Origin of the sequence: Sodalinema sp. (genome assembly GCF_046483825.1) — a bacterium.
Taxonomy (GTDB): domain Bacteria; phylum Cyanobacteriota; class Cyanobacteriia; order Cyanobacteriales; family Geitlerinemataceae; genus Sodalinema.
This window is the reverse complement of record NZ_JAWOCL010000058.1, coordinates 1-14,182: the sequence shown is the minus strand read 5'-3', so window position 1 is coordinate 14,182 and position 14,182 is coordinate 1. Positions and strand designations below refer to the sequence as shown.

The following is a 14,182-nucleotide window of genomic DNA, read 5'->3' as shown; positions in this document are numbered from 1 at the left end:
GGTAAGAACATTCGAGATCGATAGCCCTTGACAAGTTTCCTAGTTGTGCAGTTAAATCCCATGTTATCTAACCTTTGTCTCCCAACTCACCTCTCCCGACTCCGCTCTTTGTGTCTAACCACGGTCTTCAGCTTCATGTTACCGGGTTTGGTTTTTGCAGCGGGAGCTTTAGCCCTGTTCGTGATGAGTTATATCCCACTCTGTACCCAAATCGGTCATGCGGGGTTACATTGGCTGCTTGAGTTTCTGGCGGTTTTTGGTACAGGCCATCCTCTACAGGGACTACTCTGGCTTGGCTTCTCCTTCAGCTTTGTGGCTGTCCTCTTTGATATGTTTGCCAGCTTTCACACAGTCCAAGAGCAACACGAACGGTAACTCAAGTCAACCACCCCTGTCAAGACAGAGGAGTCGACAGGAGTCAAAGCCGGCGCACCCAGATTCAGGAACGGAATTGGGGAGATGAATTGATGTTAGAATCCCGTCAATCGCCTGTTAATAATAATTCGGAACAAAGGTTTGCTTACTCTTGGGCGGCCGTAAATAGCCAATATCTTCTTGACGTTCGGGGAGTTCAATGGGATCTGGGGTCAGATCATCATAGGGAATCATGGTCAAGATGTGATGGATACAGTTGAGACGGGCGCGTTTCTTGTTATCAGCATCCACAACATACCAGGGCGATCGCTTAATATCGGTATGTGCAAACATTTCATCTTTGGCGATGGAGTATTCGACCCATTTTTCCCGAGCCTTTAAGTCCATCGGACTCAGTTTCCAGCGTTTTGTCGGGTCATCAATGCGAGCTTGAAATCGTTTCTCTTGCTCATCATCACTGACCGAAAACCAGTATTTAATCAAGATAATTCCCGATCGCACCAGCATACATTCAAACTCGGGACAAGAGCGTAGAAACTCCCAATACTCCTCTTCGCTACAAAAGCCCATCACCCGTTCAACCCCAGCCCGGTTATACCAACTGCGATCGAACAACACCATCTCCCCAGCGGCGGGTAAATGGGAGACATAGCGCTGAAAATACCATTGGGTCTTTTCCCGCTCCGTGGGGGTTCCCAACGCCACCACGCGGCAAATACGGGGGTTCAGAGATTCAGTAATGCGCTTGATGGTTCCACCCTTACCAGCGGCGTCACGCCCTTCAAAAATAATGGCAACTTTTAAGCCTTTTGCTTTGATCCAAGTCTGTAATTTAACCAACTCAATCTGAAGTCGTTTTAGTTCAGATTTATAAACTTTTTTAGGAAGTTTTTTGGCAGGTTTTGAGGGTTCAGAGGTCATGAAATCTTGAAAATTTGGGTCGTCATTGGTCTCGACGGTGCTTTCGGAACTTTCGTTAGCCTTATCTTTTTTCTTTTTCTTACCCATTGATCTAAAAAAGTGACAGCAGTTATCAACTGTGAGGGTCTCAGTTGCCTCAATTATATAACAGCAGGTCAAGAAGACAAGATATCCCCAAAGATATCACCCCTAACAACACCAATGATGGGTTCAACTCTTGCGACAGATGGCATCATGAGGACAATACTGACACGCCGACTGCTGATGATCCGGCTCAACAGGATAGTCGCCCTGATTGAGATGAGTTTTGAGGCGATCGCTGAACCGTTCGAGGGCCGCGCGATCGACCTTATTACGTTTCCCCAGGGGTTTACCTTTGGTTAGGGAATAGTAATAGGCCTCGACTGAGGCTGACTCAGTGGGGTTCTCCCCCTGAAGTTGTTGTGCGACGAGATCCTGATAGAGAGGAAGCTGGACATCTAAATCCGCCTTTCCCTGGTCATTCTTGGCGCGGGTGGGCCGACTTGAGCGGCTCTTATACTCAATGACAACATGGCCCTCGGGGGTGTGATCGAGGCGATCGATCTGTCCCCGCACCCGAAACCCATACCACTCTCCCTCAAACGACCGTTCCGTCGCCACAATTTGGCTGTCGTCGCCGAGAAAAGACGCTTGAGAGACGGTGCGGTGCAATCGTTGCAAATGCTCCTTCCGTCGCGCTCCCCAGGCGGCTAACTCCGGTAACTGTTCCAAGGCTTCGGCTTCCTCAAAGGCGGCCTCTAAATGCTGCAACAGAGCCTCACGCAAATCCGGCGATCGCGTCTCTAAGGCCTTTTGGGTTGCCAATTCCAAGGTTTTGTGGTAAAGCTTCCCGCGAACCCGCCCCGACAACTCCGTCTCCGCTTCAGCCAATTCCCGAATCTTGAGCAAATCCCCGGCAAACCATTTAAACCCACATTGGCCCAAATGGGTCAATTGAGAGGCACTAAAATAGCGAGATTGGAGATCGAAGGGAATCTCCGTCAGACCCTGAAAGCGATCGCCCCCCTGACCCTGGTGACGACCCTGGTGACGACGGTGTTCAATGGCCCAACTGCGAGCCGCATGAGACAAAACTGGGTCCTCTTGTAATCTCCGTTGTCCTAACCCCTGTTGACGTAACCCCTGTTGACGTAACCCCTGTTGACGTAATTCCTGCCAACTGGCGATCGCCCCGGGGTCATCAGCCGCTTGTACCGCAATCTTAAAGCGAGCCAGATAAGGACTCGGCGGCCGAGGAGTCGCCTTAATTTGCCGAGGATAGGAGAGATAAAGTTCCCCGGCCACCCGGAAAAGATCGCGAAACACCAACAATTGTCGTTGCGTTAGAGTGAACGCCGTTTCAATCGCAAACCCCTGTTTCCGAAGCTGTTTGCGGCGGTACAAGTCCAAGAGTGAATCTGACCCGAGAGGAGACGGAATCATCCCATCAGCCACCCCTAAGACCCAGAGATAGCCATATCTTGCCCCCAACACCGCCTCAGGAGACTGAACCGCGATCGCCCCCTCCGACGGCTCAGGCGCCACCCGCAGCCAAGATAGAGTGTCAAGCAGTTCCTGAGTGAACTGTTCTAGGGTCAGACGTTGAGGGTTGGCTTGAGCCAGATGCTGTAAGCCTTGTTGTAGAGACGACCAGGCCAAGCGATCGCCCAGATGACTCTGACAGCGTGGTTCGAGCTGCCAAGACTCCAACACGTCTCGCAGGCGGGCGATCCAGGTGGAGCGATCGCCGCGCGTCCATCCCTCTAGGGCCGTCAACTGCGCCCCGCAGTTCCGCCAACTCTGGCCCGTGTGGGGATGCTGACGGCGGACTCGCCCCCAGTCAATCGAGCCAATGATCTCGGGGGCCGTGGGCGTTAGAGGATGTCGGAACAGAGCCGCCGTGGACTCGAAGTCAAAGCGCGATCGCAGCGCCGCGACCAGCCCTTGCAGCCAAGCGCCCAGGGGGGTTTTGAGCAACGGACGGGGGCGATCGCAGGCGATGGGTAACTCATACTCCCAGGCGATATCTTGCAGCATGGGGTCATAGCCTTCAACATCCCAAGTGACCAGAGCCATCTCCTGGGGAGCCACGCCCTGACGCAAGAGCCGTTTCACCTGACGCAAGACCCCTCGGACTTCCTCCTCTTGATTCAAATAGGAGTCTGCTGGCCGATGATGAACGGGCAACGACCGGGTAGAAGCTAAAACGGGAGAGGCTGAAATAGTAGTAGAGGGAGCTGACGCGGACGGCTCATCCTCACTCGTCTCTAGGGTCCAACCCAGGGCTTGCAAATCCGCGATCGCCTGCTCTTGTCCGGGCAAATCTAACTCAGGGAAACTCGGCAGAAATAAGAGACTCCCTGGGGCGGCGATCGCATTCAAAAACTGTAACCGGGGTTGGCGATCGATCCATTCAGGATAGCCGTAAACCCAGAGCGGCCGGGGCGTTGGTTGCAGCTGGGCCGCTCGTTGATAAACCTGAGCCGGATCGACAGATTTCTCCTGTTCGAGGCGATCGCAGTAGGCCTGGGTCACGCGCAACAATAGCGTGAGCGGCGCAGAATGGGGCGTTATTGCCGCCAAAGCTGCCAAGTCTAAGTCAGACCGCAAAAGACTGGTTAACCCTGGTATTAAGCGGCGTTCTAGGGCGCTGAGGTCTCCCTCGCGGCTCCCGTTGGGCTGGGGTTGAGTCCAGGTTGGATCGCGTCGTTGTTCCTGGACTTGCGCTCGGACGACGGCTAAACGCCGTTGATGAGCCATCAGGGGTGAGAGAATCTGCCAACCCTGGTGTTCACAGTGTTGACGGGCTAACATCTCCAGGGAACAGTAGGGAACATCGAGGGCGGTGGCCAGGGAGCGATGAGCGCAAATGACTTGAGTTCCGGGGGCGATCGCCTCTCGCGGGTCCTGAAACTCAAATCGAGTCTGATGGTGGGTTTTGATGTGGGTTTTGATGTGGGTTTTGATAATGCGCATTCGCCTGACCTCCGCTGCTTCCTGACGTCTCCTTGGACTGGGCCATTGGACTCAATCATTCGAGTCGCCGTTTGCGCTCGACTCAGTTATCGTTAATCCTAGCCCTCAAGCTCCGAGACCGCTTCACTAAACCCCAAAAATTGCGGGTCTTGTCAGTTCTCAATGGAACGCCCGTCACCCCATGCGACAGCCCCCTTCCATCGCTCAGGCCTTTTCCCTACTCTGTTTTGTCGGTGCTGCAATCTTGCTGGTATTGGAGTTTGTGGGTCCCGAGACTCAAACATCAAATCCTCCGTTTGAGGATCTCGCAGCCAATGAGTCAGCCAATGAGTCAGCCAATGAGTCGGCCGGGAATCCTGACGAGCCGGCTGAGGGGCCGGTTGAGTCCATTTCCTCGGCGATCGCCACCCGTTCAGACCTAAGCTTTCCCGAGTTTAGCGTCTCGTTGGCCAACAACCTGCAAAACCTCGATCGCTTCATCTCCGAGTCATCATCACGGATGTCCTCAACGACGTTCTCAACCGAGCCAACGAACGAGGAACAAGTCCCCGAAGACCTGTATTTAGAAGTCTCTCTGAGTCAGCGAACCCTATCGGTGTACTACGATCAACAGCCACAACATCACTATCCCCTGGCTGTCGGTCGAGAGGGTTGGGAGACCCCCACCGGAGTCTTTGAGGTCATCGAAACTCGAAAAAATCCGGCCTGGGAGCATCCGTTGACGGGGGAGGTGATTCCCCCAGGGCCAACCAATCCCTTAGGCGATCGCTGGATTGGCTTTTGGACCGATGGACAGGTGTATATCGGCTTCCACGGAACGGCTGATGAGTCGAACCTTGGAGCCGCCGTGTCTCATGGCTGCTTGCGTCTGTCTAACTCAGATATTCGTGAGCTTTACGAGCAAGTTGAGCCAGGAACCCCAGTGATTGTCCGTCCCTGAGCGATCGCCCGGTCATCGGAATCGCCCTGATCATGGTTCTTAGGCGTCCTTGGCTTGTTGTTCTTCAGCCTCAAAGTTTTCAGCATAGGCCTCTAACAGCATACTCACCTGAGACAAGACCTCTTTCGGATTGGTTTTCCCCAGTAATTGACGTTCCGGGAAAAACTCAGGATGGGCCAAACTTTGCTCAATCGCATCGGTGACCTGTTTACTAATCAAGTCTGAGAGTTGTTCTCGCGCCCGCGATCGCTGAAAATTGGCCCCTTCCTCCGTGGTGGCATAGAGGGGAGGGAGGCGATTGAGAGCATACGCCGCAATATCGCCCACATCCAGAGTGCGCTCGGTACTGGCTTCAATTTCGGCAACTTTCGTGATGGCCTCCGATAACACCAACTCCTCCATAACATTAATAAACTGCTTGCGCGGTAAGACCACAACGTCGCCCGTGAGAAGCGCCCCCATCAGGCGATCGAGGGACATATACTCTTCAATAGACAGTTCTGAGGCCGTATTACAAATACGTCCCACTTCGGCTTCCATGACGGGGGTTAAGTACCCGTCCGAGAGGGCCTGTTCGACAATTTTGACAATGCTCATAGCGGCTATCGGTTCGTCTTGCTACATCGATGCAATGGATCACCACACCGTCCGTCAGAGATCTGAAACAGGAAAATTTAACTGAAACCCTGAGATTATACTGTTTTTTCTCAAGTCAAGTCTGGGATTCCGGTGATTTCCCTCCCACTCACCTCAAACATCGAGGCCAAACATCGAGGTGAGTGAACCGTTCCGGGGAATTATTTTAATCCCAAGTTTAACCAGGGAGCCGGATCAACGGATTCCCCATTCACATAGAGTCCCCAATGCAAATGAGGACCGGTGGAGATACCGGTGCTACCAATACGGCCAATGATGTCTCCGGCTTCGACCATCTGGCCTTCGCGGACGTTAATTTCGCTCAGGTGAATATAAATACTGGTCACACCTTGGCCATGGTCAAGACCGATACTATTGCCATGAAGTTCAAAGCCTTGGGAGACCGTTCCCACCAGAGACACCCGGCCGCGCGCCGTAGCGACAACCGGCGCTCCCATGGGAGCGGCGTAATCAAAGCCACGATGGTAATAATTCTCGGCCCACTCGCCGTTATAGTAGCGACGAACCCCGTAGGGAGTGCTGATGGGGCCATCACTGGGATGACGGAAAGAGCCAGTCCAAAGCCGCTCGGGGGTAACCATGGCTTTGAAGTCATCCATACGGTCAAATTCGTAATCCGTGCCTTGAATGGCGTTAACAGAGGGAGAGAGCCAAATTTCTTGAATCGTGAAACGGCGATCGCCCAGAGAAACGGTTTGACTTTGACGTTGGTTCCCAGAACTGGCACGGATGGGGAATGGCCCTGGAGAGTCAAGGGGAGTGGTTGGGATAAAGGCCCGATAGCGATTCTGACCAACGGAGAAGGTTTGATAACTGCGTCCGCGAGCGGTGACGGTGGGAGCCTGTGGGGCCTCGCTTTCAATCAGCACCGAGAGGGTTTCCCCTAACTGGGGTTGTTCGGGTGACACTCGCATCTCTAGGGCCAGAGCCGGAGCGCTCATCACCACCCAAGTCCCGACAATCGCCGAGAGAGGCTGGGCCACAGAGGAGGTAAAGGGGTTGGGTATCATCGTCATTCACGCCTAAGACTTAACACTTAAAAACGGGCCGGCCCAGTCAAAATCCGGGTACTGCTCATTTTAGCCCTCACCCGGAGCGCTGACCGGTTTCACATAAACCACCAATTGACGGTTCACTAAGTACTGATGGCCCTCGTCATCGAGTACACAGAAATAAATTGGATCTTGCCAGGCAATTCGTCCAATCAGGCGATCGCCGGTCGTCGTTTGCAGTTCAAGGGGGGTATGTTCTTTGACGTACTCTTGTAGGAAACGAATGCTCGGTAAACTCGTATCCATTTCAATCGCCATAAGTCCGTCTCCTCACCGAATAGATAGAAAGGCCTGTTGTGGGCATCGCTGCGATCGCCCGCTGTTTGCTACCATTGGCTACCATACCACCTTGAGTGAAAGGGGACGAACACTCCCTGATACTGGACAAAGGACTCACGCACTATGACGACCCTGGACTTTCAGAAATATCACGGTTTAGGCAATGATTTCATCTTGCTCGACAACCGCCATAGCCACGACCCCCTGGTGACTCCTGAACAAGCCGAGCAGATCTGCGATCGCAATTTTGGCATTGGTGGCGATGGCGTGATTTTCTTACTTCCAGGCCAAGACGGTACCGATTACACCATGCGGATTTTCAACTCCGATGGCTCGGAACCGGAAATGTGCGGCAATGGTATCCGTTGTTTAGCCCAATTTGCGGCCCAACTCAACGGCCAAGAGGACGCCACCTATCGCATTCAGACCTTAGCTGGGGTCATGACCCCTCAACGCCAGGCCGATGGACGAGTTAAAGTGGATATGGGAGAACCGCGTCTGTTAGCGGGGCAAATCCCCACAACCCTCAAACCTGAATCGGAGAAAGTGGTCGATGTTCCCCTAACCGTCGGCGATCGCACCTGGAACGTCACCACCGTCAGCATGGGGAATCCCCATTGTGTGGTCTTTGTCGACGACGTGGCGGCGATTTCTCTGGCTGAGATTGGCCCCCAATTTGAGCATCATCCGCAGTTTCCCCAACGGATTAACACAGAATTTATCGAGGTCACTCAGGGAAATTACGTAAAAATGCGGGTGTGGGAACGCGGGGCAGGTGCTACGCTGGCCTGTGGCACAGGCGCCTGTGCCTCGGTCGTCGCCGGTGTCCTAACCGGACACTGTGACCGGTCAACCACGGTTGAACTTCCCGGTGGCAACTTGGAAATTGAGTGGTCGAATCAGGGATCGGTGTACATGACGGGGCCAGCCACCTTTGTCTTTTCAGGCACATTGCGCCTGTAATTGTACCGGTAATTGTACCGGTAATTGTACGGAGAATTACGGAACCATCTCCCCGCATCCAACTGAGCCATCTCAATTCGCTCTCAGGACGGCGTTCAGGACAAACAGGTGTCGTATCAGCTTCAATGGTATAGGTCAGGTCAAACTAACTAATCAAACTCACTAAGGTATAGAGGTTAACTCATGGGTGGAGGCATTTATCTAATTCAGGACGACGAGCAATTAGTCGAAATGAGCGAGCAAGCGTACGAGTCCGAAGAACAACTCCAAGAACTCCTGGAAACCTATCCCAATCTCCTCGCCGGCGATCAGATTGACACAGCACTCCCCCGCTACTGGCTCCTGATTCGCCGAGAAACCCCAATTCCCACAGAGGAAGATGGGGCCGGCCGTTGGTCCGTCGATCGCCTCTTTATCGACCAAAACGCCATCCCCACCCTAGTTGAAGTCAGACGCATTGATAACAGTCGCATCCGCCAAGAAGCAATTGGCCAGATGTTAGACTACGCCGCCAATGCCAGCATTTATTGGCCCATCGATACCATTGTCTCCCAGTTTGAAACCAACTGCCGCGAACAAGGCCGCGATCCCGAAGAAGTCTTTGAGGAGTTTTTGGGAGAAGAAGCCAGTGAAGAACGGTTCTGGCAAAAAGTCAAAACCCATCTACAAGCCGGAAAAATTCGCCTCGTCTTTGTCGCCGATCGCATCGCGCCGGAACTGCGACGAGTGGTAGAATTTCTTAACGAACAAGTCGATCCGGCCGAAGTCTTAGCCCTCGAAGTCAAACAATATGCCGATCACTCCGCCGAGTCTTTGCGTCTATTAGTCCCTCGGGTCCTCGGACAAACCGCCGAAGCTCGCCTTAAAAAGTCCAGCGCGACCCGTGAACGTCGTCGTTGGGATGAAACATCATTTTTCCCAGAATTCGCCAGTCGCCGGGGCGAAGAAGAGGCAACAGTGGCACGAAAAATCTATACCTGGGCGCAGGAAAAAGTCCCCCATGTTGAAGTGCAATGGGGCAAAGGCGACAACTATGGCGGGTTTGGTGTCTATTTCAAAGACAATCGCGGCAAAATCGGCAGTGAGTTGTTTAATATCGGCATCTGGGGCGGTTTAGAATTATCCTCACAAAATTACGGTTCCCAGCCACCCTTTAATCAGACGGAACCCTGGCAAGAACTGCGATCGAAGTTTAGTTCCGTCGGCATCGCCCTCCCCACCAATCCCACGGAAACCCGTTTTCCCTATCTCCGACTCTCGGCGTTGCAGGATGATTTGATGCTAGAGCAGATTTTGCAAACCTTTACCTGGGCCGTCGAACAAGCGGCAGAACATTAACTGTAACTTGTCCCCAAAATGGGGTTTTGAAGGACAAAACCCCAGGAAGGGCGCAGAATCAGGAGAAGGCGAATAAAGGTAAAGGTACGCCCCGACGTCTTTTCTCTTGCCTCTTGCCTCTTGCCTCTTGCCTTCTTTCCCCCCTGTTCCCTGTTCCCTGTTCCCTGTTCCCTGTTCCCCCCTAATCCCCCAAAGATTGCAGCGAGGCTTGAATACCATTGCGTTGGAGTTCGTTCAACACCGCTTCAGCCCGATCGCGGTGACGGAAGGCAGCCGACTGGGTAATGCGTCCATCACGGCGGCGTAGGGTGAGGGCATCAGGCATCAACAGTTGAACCAGTTCTAAATCGGTATTGGTGCGAGGAGTGACCGTAATCCGGAATTGTAGGCGCGTCGGTGGCACATTAACACTGGCATAACTTGGCGGTGGTGGAGGTGCGCCGGGACGGTTCGAGAGGACGGTGGTGGGCGGTATGGGCAAATGGCCGCGATCGCCGATGGGAACATTACCATCAGGAACCGGAAGCGGCGGAAGTTCCCCCCGAGTCGAAATTGGCGCTTGATAGGACGATTGTGGCGGCCGGTAGGCCAGTGGAGGTTTATCAAAGGACACCGACGGCGATCGCTGCTGCATCGATAAAGCACTGGCATTCCCCCAAGAGAGAACCTCAACCTCCCCTGTAGACTCTGTGTCAGTAGACTCTATTTCGGCAGGAGTTGAGGCAGTTGAGGCCGACGATCCTAGATGTGAACGAGTTGCCAGACGACCGATATTGCCGCGATTATTGACAAAACGATTATCTTGGGAAGACGCCTCAGCCGTCGGGGCGATCGCCACCCCTTGATTGCCATTGCCCTCAAACGTACTATTAACAATCCAGAGGCGACCTGACTCTAACCAAATTCCATGGCCCTGGGGATTACTCACCGTCACCCCATTCAGGCCAGAGCGATCCGCCGCTGCGATCGCCGTATGCTGACGGCCATAGGCACTGTCCACCTCAGCACCACCCGAAATAATGACCCCCTGGCCCTGTTGCGGCGGATTGCCATAGAGCGTGACCCCCGAGGGGAGCCGTAGCGGGAAAATTTCACCATTGGCGCGGCTGTAGGTTCCGGGACTGAGAAAAATCACCGTATTAGCTTGAGCGCGACGCAGAGCATAGGTTAACGTGCGCAACGGTTGCGCCTCCGTGCCACCACCGGGCTGATCTCGTCCCTGAGTGGGATTGACAAAGACTAACGTGGCCTGAGACGATCGCCCCGACGCATCTGAGCGCGACGAGAGTTGCCCCATTAACCTGGGTCTCGATTGGGCGATCGCCGGCTCAATAGTGATACCATTCGCCAGTGTGAGAGTGACAGCCCCCAACGCGCCCCATTGGTAACGTGATAACCCCATATACGAAAATCCTAGGTGCAAGACAACGCAACAACCAAACCAGTGAACAACCGACAACGGGTTGATGTCCTCAACCACACCCTATCTCAACCAAAAACACCGCCGATGAACCCTCGGGAAACCCACGAACCTACTGTCATTGAGGGAACGATGTCTATCGAAGGACAAGCCCACCCCGACGCCAGCCTAACCCCGATCTCCGTCTGTCGCATCCTCGACGCGAACCTCGATCGCGCCCGCGAAGGCATACGCATCGTTGAAGAATGGTGTCGTTTCGGATTAAACAACGCTGAGTTAACCGATACCTGCAAGCAGATGCGCCAGGAACTCGGCCGTTGGCATAGTGCCAAACTCAGATCCGCCCGAAATACCCCTGATGACCCTGGCGTTGACCTCACGCATCCTCGCGAAGAACGGCGAGAGAGCGTTGAGCAGGTTTTACAAGCCAACCTCTGTCGCGTCGAAGAAGCCTTACGGGTCTTAGAAGAATACGGCAAGCTCTACCACGTCGATATGGGCAATGCTTGTAAACAGATGCGATATCAAGTTTATACCCTAGAAAGTCACTTTCTGGCCGACCAACGGCAGCAAACCTTAAAACAAGCCTCCCTGTATCTGGTGACCTCTCCGAGCGATCGCCTGTTTGAGATTGTCGAGGCGGCTCTACAAGGGGGACTGACCCTGGTGCAATATCGCGATAAGGATGCCGATGATGTCACGCGCCTCAACACCGCCCAAAAACTCAAACATCTCTGTCACGACTATGGGGCCTTATTCATCCTCAACGATCGCGTGGATTTAGCCCTAGCCATTGAAGCCGATGGCGTTCATTTAGGACAGCAAGATGTCCCCATCTCCTTCGCGCGTCAACTCCTCGGCTCCCAACGGATTATCGGTCGTTCGACCACCAATCCCGAAGAAATGCGCCGAGCCTTAGCCGAAGGAGCCGACTATGTGGGGGTTGGCCCCGTCTATTCCACACCAACGAAAGCGGGAAAAGCCGCCGCTGGCTTAGAATATGTCCGCTATGCCGCTGAACGCTGTCCCGTTCCCTGGTTTGCGATTGGCGGTATTGATATGACCCGACTCCCGCAAGTCTTTGACGGCGGCGCGACTCGGGTTGCTGTGGTGCGGGCCTTGATGGAGGCGGAACAACCCACCCTGGTTACCCAGTATTTCCTCTCGCAGTTGGCTTGGGTGAATCGGATGCGTCGTCGTGATGAGCAAGGATAGCCGGGGACGTGCATCGATTGCTGGACTATTCTCGACTGTTTGATGGCTCTGAGGCTGGGTCTGAGGCTGGGATGTTCTCAGCGTTAGAGACGCAACTGGAGCAGAAACTGCACCGGTTAGATCATCATCCCCAGTCGCCAGTGGTGTTGTTAGCCGAGAGGGATGCGATCGCCTTTTTGGCCGGGGTCTTGGCGACTCAGATACGGGGAGTTCCCCTGGTTCTCGGGAATCCCCAATGGCGTTGCCGAGAATGGCAACAGGTACAAGGTTTACTGAACTGTAATCTGGTCTGGGGCCAGGTTCCCCTAAATATGAGTTCTGACGCCAAGACTCAGCCCCCAGCCGGGACAATTTTGATTCCTACTGGGGGAACGTCGGGGAGGATTCGCTTTGCGGTTCACACCTGGGAGCGGCTGACAGCCTCGGCGTTGGGGTTTCGCGACCATATTCAGGGCCAACAGATTAACTGTTACTGTACCTTGCCCCTGTTTCATGTCAGTGGCTTGATGCAGGTGGTGCGATCGCTCGTGACGGGAGGACAACTCGTGTTTGGCTCTTACAAGGCGTTACAGGGGGGAGCATTGCCTGCATTTGACCCGCAACGGTTCTGGATCTCCTTGGTTCCGACTCAGTTACAGCGACTGTTGGCTGCTCCAACGGTGACGGCTTGGTTGCAACGGTTTGAGGGGATTTTGCTCGGCGGTGGGCCAGCTTGGCCGGGGTTGTTGGCTCAGGGGCGATCGCACCGTCTGCCCTTAGCCTTAACCTATGGTATGACGGAGACCGCTTCTCAGGTGGCAACCCTACAACCTCGGGAGTTCCTAGAGGGCAACAGCAGCAGCGGTCGGGTCCTCCCCCACAGTGAAATTATCATCACCGACGCCTCTGGCCGCCCCGTTAAGCCTGGAGAAATTGGACAACTAACGATTCGGGCTAAATCCTTGATGCGCGGCTATTATGGCGAATTTGAGTGGGATAAACCGAGTCTTGGGGAACTCGTCAGTGATGATTATGGCTATTTTGATGAGGCGGGTTATCTGCATCTTGTGGGCCGGGGAAGCCAGATGATGATTAGTGGCGGGGAAAAGGTGTTTCCCGCTGAAGTTGAAGCTGTGTTACGAGAGAGTCCGGGGATTGAGGATGTCTGTGTGCTAGGTGTGGCGGATGAGGACTGGGGTGAGGTGGTGGTGGCGCTGTATGTCCCGGCCGGGCCTGAGTCCTCTGATGAGATTATCATGGAGGGGCGATCGCGCCTCTCGCAACAGTTAGCGTCCTATAAACATCCGAAATGTTGGCTGGCGATCGAGCGGATTCCCCGCAACAGTCGCGGTAAAATTGAGCAGGTGCAGGTGCAGCGTCTCGTCTCAGCGCTTCGAGCCAGCAAAGAGAGCGCCAAAGACGGCGATGATGAGTAATGTTTGGTAGCCAAAGACGGCCAACCAGTCTAAGACAAAACTGCTGTCAACGGTTGCTATTCGGGAAAAAACACTCAACACTTGATAATTCACAATTAACACTGGAAAAATGGCTCTTCAGGGTTCAGGTTAATACGACAAATTTGTAGCAGATGACATCCCTTACCGTCGGGGCGAAAATTTTTTCAACTTTACAATTTGGGACCTCATGCTACAAATTACAGCGTATATTTTACAGCACACTGAAGATTCAGAACAATAGAAATTACAGAGGACATCTTTCGACGTTGTTAGTTTAGCGAGAACCGAGATAAACGTCAATTAATAAAATTTATGAGTAGCGTAGGGGCGAAAGATTTTTCGCGTAGTAGGGCGAAAGATTTTTCGCGTAGTAGGGCGAAAGATTTTTCGCCCCTACAGCAACGGATGTAATCTGCCATAAATTCTCCTGATTACCCTAAACCTAGAAGACCCCAGAAGTAACGTATCAAAAGATAGATTCGGAGCTTTCCTGCATCACATTCCCAAACCTTTAACAGAGGCTAAACATCATGTTTCCCCATCAATGGATAGTTAGACAAATCCCCACACTCGCCTTGCCAATCCTGAT

12 protein-coding genes are annotated in these 14,182 nt (G+C 53.5%); 6 read left to right on the top strand and 6 right to left on the bottom strand.

The genetic code is table 11. From position 1 onward, the window contains the following. Positions 1 to 108 precede the first annotated feature (108 nt). Positions 109 to 375, top strand: a complete 267-nt coding sequence (locus tag R6U67_RS03720) for a hypothetical protein (RefSeq protein ID WP_410251307.1) — start codon at positions 109 to 111, stop codon at positions 373 to 375. A 117-nt stretch (positions 376 to 492) separates the two neighbouring features. On the opposite strand, the gene ppk2 is transcribed toward R6U67_RS03720, so the two are convergent. Together ppk2 and R6U67_RS03710 are read right to left on the bottom strand one after the other, a co-directional pair. Next, complete coding sequence (gene ppk2 / locus R6U67_RS03715; RefSeq protein ID WP_410251306.1) at positions 493 to 1,383, bottom strand: polyphosphate kinase 2; 891 nt, start codon at positions 1,381 to 1,383, stop codon at positions 493 to 495. Positions 1,384 to 1,506: 123 nt separating this feature from the next. Beyond that, the gene (locus R6U67_RS03710; RefSeq protein WP_410251305.1) at positions 1,507 to 4,293 is read right to left on the bottom strand and encodes a PD-(D/E)XK nuclease family protein; all 2,787 of its coding nucleotides are present in this window, start codon (positions 4,291 to 4,293) and stop codon (positions 1,507 to 1,509) included. Between the two features lie 181 nt (positions 4,294 to 4,474). Here R6U67_RS03710 and R6U67_RS03705 point away from each other — a divergent pair, with 181 nt between their 5' ends. After that, positions 4,475 to 5,233, top strand: a complete 759-nt coding sequence (locus R6U67_RS03705; RefSeq protein WP_410251304.1) for a L,D-transpeptidase — start codon at positions 4,475 to 4,477, stop codon at positions 5,231 to 5,233. Positions 5,234 to 5,272: 39 nt separating this feature from the next. Here the strand turns inward: R6U67_RS03705 and R6U67_RS03700 are convergent, their stop codons facing one another. From R6U67_RS03700 to R6U67_RS03690, 3 genes are all read right to left on the bottom strand, one after another. Beyond that, on the bottom strand, positions 5,273 to 5,830 hold the full coding sequence (locus R6U67_RS03700) for a late competence development ComFB family protein (RefSeq protein ID WP_410251303.1): 558 nt from the start codon (positions 5,828 to 5,830) through the stop codon (positions 5,273 to 5,275). 200 nt (positions 5,831 to 6,030) lie between these two features. Then, positions 6,031 to 6,900, bottom strand: coding sequence for a M23 family metallopeptidase (locus tag R6U67_RS03695; protein WP_410251302.1), 870 nt, complete (start codon positions 6,898 to 6,900; stop codon positions 6,031 to 6,033). A gap of 69 nt (positions 6,901 to 6,969) precedes the next feature. Continuing rightward, the gene (locus tag R6U67_RS03690; RefSeq protein ID WP_410251301.1) at positions 6,970 to 7,200 is read right to left on the bottom strand and encodes an Hfq-related RNA-binding protein; all 231 of its coding nucleotides are present in this window, start codon (positions 7,198 to 7,200) and stop codon (positions 6,970 to 6,972) included. A 144-nt stretch (positions 7,201 to 7,344) separates the two neighbouring features. Here R6U67_RS03690 and dapF point away from each other — a divergent pair, with 144 nt between their 5' ends. Next, positions 7,345 to 8,184, top strand: coding sequence for a diaminopimelate epimerase (dapF, locus tag R6U67_RS03685; RefSeq protein WP_410251300.1), 840 nt, complete (start codon positions 7,345 to 7,347; stop codon positions 8,182 to 8,184). Positions 8,185 to 8,367: 183 nt separating this feature from the next. Beyond that, positions 8,368 to 9,522, top strand: coding sequence for a hypothetical protein (locus R6U67_RS03680; protein ID WP_410251299.1), 1,155 nt, complete (start codon positions 8,368 to 8,370; stop codon positions 9,520 to 9,522). A 181-nt stretch (positions 9,523 to 9,703) separates the two neighbouring features. Here R6U67_RS03680 and R6U67_RS03675 read toward each other — a convergent pair whose 3' ends face one another. Further along, the gene (locus R6U67_RS03675; protein ID WP_410251298.1) at positions 9,704 to 10,924 is read right to left on the bottom strand and encodes a DUF1565 domain-containing protein; all 1,221 of its coding nucleotides are present in this window, start codon (positions 10,922 to 10,924) and stop codon (positions 9,704 to 9,706) included. A gap of 150 nt (positions 10,925 to 11,074) precedes the next feature. Here R6U67_RS03675 and R6U67_RS03670 point away from each other — a divergent pair, with 150 nt between their 5' ends. Beyond that, positions 11,075 to 12,157: a thiamine phosphate synthase gene (locus tag R6U67_RS03670; RefSeq protein WP_410251320.1), complete on the top strand. Its 1,083-nt coding sequence runs from the start codon at positions 11,075 to 11,077 to the stop codon at positions 12,155 to 12,157. Positions 12,158 to 12,174: 17 nt separating this feature from the next. After that, positions 12,175 to 13,572, top strand: coding sequence for an AMP-binding protein (locus R6U67_RS03665; protein ID WP_410251297.1), 1,398 nt, complete (start codon positions 12,175 to 12,177; stop codon positions 13,570 to 13,572). The last annotated feature ends 610 nt before the right edge of the window (positions 13,573 to 14,182 follow it).